The organism is Psychrobacter sp. I-STPA6b (assembly GCF_020662265.1).
Lineage (GTDB): Bacteria > Pseudomonadota > Gammaproteobacteria > Pseudomonadales > Moraxellaceae > Psychrobacter.
This window is the reverse complement of sequence record NZ_VEWM01000111.1, coordinates 1-615: the sequence shown is the minus strand read 5'-3', so window position 1 is coordinate 615 and position 615 is coordinate 1. Positions and strand designations below refer to the sequence as shown.

At 44.2% G+C, this 615-nt stretch carries 1 protein-coding gene; it reads right to left on the bottom strand.

Annotated elements, in window-relative coordinates:
* On the bottom strand, window positions 1–615 hold a 615-nt coding region (locus FHK88_RS14575), incomplete at both ends, for a hypothetical protein (protein ID WP_227431012.1).

Genomic DNA, 615 nt, shown 5'->3' with positions numbered 1-615 from the left:
CCTTTTTTTCCTTCCCCCTCCCCTTCCTTTCCTTCTCTTCCCCTCTTTTTCTCTCTTCCTTTTTCTCCCCTTTTTCCCCTTTCTTCTCCTCCTTCTTTTTCTCTCCCCTTCTTCTCCTCTCTCTTCCTTCCCCCCCTTCCTTCTCCTTCCTTTTCTCTTTCCCCTTTCCCCTTCTCTTTTTCTCTTTTTTCTCCTCCCTTCCTCTCTCCTCCTTCCTCTTCCCCCTCTCTCCCCTCTCTTCTCTTTTCTTCTCTCTTCCCCTTCTTTTTTCTCTTCTCTTTTTTTTCTTCTCTTTCTCCTTTCCTCCTTTCCCCCTCTCTCCTCTCCTCTTCCTTTTTTCCTCTCTCTCTCTCTCCCTTCCTCTTTTTTCTCTCTTTCCTTCTTCTTTTTCTTTCTCTCTTTTCTTCTTTTCTTTCTTTTCCTTTTTCTTTTTTCCTTCCTTTTTTTTCTTTTCTTTCTTTCTCTCCCCCCTTTTCTCTCCTCTTTTTTCTCCTCCCTCTTTCTTCTTCTCCTTCTTTTCTTTTTCTCCCCTTTTCTTCTCCTCCCCTTCTCTCTTCCCTCTTTCCCTCTCTTCTCTCTCTTTCTCTTCTCCCCCTCTTCCTCTTCCTCCTCCTC